The 1,616-nt window shown below is 43.5% G+C and carries 3 protein-coding genes; all 3 read left to right on the top strand.

Translation table 11 applies throughout. From position 1 onward, the window contains the following. The coding region (locus tag ACTHS3_RS12605) for an Hsp70 family protein (RefSeq protein WP_440368091.1) at positions 1–416 on the top strand (416 nt) is incomplete at its 5' end. An 82-nt stretch (positions 417–498) separates the two neighbouring features. Then, complete coding sequence (locus tag ACTHS3_RS12600; RefSeq protein ID WP_440368090.1) at positions 499–1,128, top strand: GIY-YIG nuclease family protein; 630 nt, start codon at positions 499–501, stop codon at positions 1,126–1,128. Next, entirely contained in the window at positions 1,125–1,487 is a 363-nt protein-coding gene (locus ACTHS3_RS12595; RefSeq protein WP_070608066.1) for a TIGR02328 family protein, read from the top strand. Before ACTHS3_RS12600 ends, ACTHS3_RS12595 begins: the two co-directional genes overlap by 4 nt. The last annotated feature ends 129 nt before the right edge of the window (positions 1,488–1,616 follow it).

The raw sequence follows: 1,616 nt of genomic DNA, 5'->3' as shown, positions 1-1,616 counted from the left end.
GTTTACTGTCCGTTTCCGCACAAGAACAAAGCACCGGTGTACAGGCACAAATCGAAGTCAAACCTTCCTACGGCTTGGACGACAGCACCATCACCCAAATGCTCAAAGACAGCATGAGCAACGCAGCCGAAGACATGGCAGCCCGCGCACGCGCCGAAGCCGTGGTCGAAGCCGAAAGCCTGACCGACGCCGTCAACGTCGCCCTTGAGCTGGATGGCGATTTATTGGAAGCCGAAGAATTGCAACAGATTCAACAAGACATCGCCGCTTTGCAAGGCCGTCTGAAAGACGGTAAAGCCGAAGACATCCGTGCCGCCGTCGCCAAACTCAGCCACAGCACAGACAACTTCGCCGCCAAGCGCATGAACCGCAACATCCAACGTGCGCTTACTGGCCAAAGTGTTAATAATATTTGATGGCGGATGGTTTCAGACGGCTTTTGATAAAAAGGCCGTCTGAAAAGATATCCTCTTACAGAAATAAAAATAAAGGACAACAATGGAAAAAGCAGGCATTGTCTACCTAATGAAAACCGTCATCAAAGGTGTATATAAAATTGGTATTACTGACGAAAATAATTTTGAAATTAGAATGCGCCATTTGGAAAACAACGGCTACGCAAACGTTGCTGGGTTAGAGCGCATTCTAGCCATTAAAACCGACAACTATAAAGAAAAAGAAACCTTACTTCATGAAATTTTCGGCAAAAGCCAAATAGGAGAAACTGAGCTTTTTGCAATTGATGAAAATCTTGTGAAAAGGCTCTTTCTCTCATTAAGAGGCGAAATTGTATTTCCTAAAAATGAAACAGCAGAGTTAGGTTTTGAAAAAACTGTCAAAGAACATCATCAAGAAAAAATCTTTGAAGTAAACAGAAGTGCATTTATCTCCTTTATTAAGGAAAAGCACCAACAAAATCCTTCCATATTAAGAAATCTCATCTCTTCAGAAAATGCATATAAACCCAAAAATTCCAAAGTCCGTCTACATAAAGACAAATACTTTGGGAAAAGTGGATCAAATCTAACCACTGAAATTGAAGAGGGTCTTCACATTTATACTACCTACTCAAAAAAGGATTTGAAGATAGCTTACGAAGATTACTCAAAATTATTTGAATCACAATGAGACTCTGGCACCAAACCCTTATCCCCCTACTCCCCCGCGCCCAGCTTTTGGGGCAACACCGTGAATGCGCTGCTTTACGCGGAGCGGGCTGGGGCAGGCCGCATGCGACGGTTAATTACGTTTTTACCCATTCGCCTAACAAGCTCTATCTTTATCACACGCTGATTATGGAAGAAATGGAAAAACGCGGCTACAAACCCGACCCGTTGTGGAAAGACCCGCTGTACCGCGGCAAAGCCGTTGCCCCATACCATTCGCACGCGGCTGAAACAGCTACTTCGCCGATTTATGCCGAACATGATGATGCTTACTTGGACGAATGTCTGGAAAATTTAAAAAGTAAAGGCATCATGTTATAAACCTATTTTTCAGACGGCCTGAATATTGAATATCCAAGGCCATCTGAAACCACTTTAACCACAACCACTCTTAAACAACCGAGACAATAAAAATGCCAAAAATTACCGTACTCCCACACGCGACATTAT

The organism is Neisseria sp. P0009.S007 (genome assembly GCF_051962515.1).
The sequence above is the reverse complement of the archived record's forward strand: the minus strand, read 5'-3'. Positions and strand labels throughout refer to the sequence as shown.

Bases quoted from the DNA above. Each gene is read 5' to 3' on its own strand.
- ACTHS3_RS12595 (WP_070608066.1), top strand. From the start codon at position 1,125: ATGAGACTCTGGCACCAAACCCTTATCCCCCTACTCCCCCGCGCCCAG.
- ACTHS3_RS12600 (WP_440368090.1), top strand. From the start codon at position 499: ATGGAAAAAGCAGGCATTGTCTACCTAATGAAAACCGTCATCAAAGGT.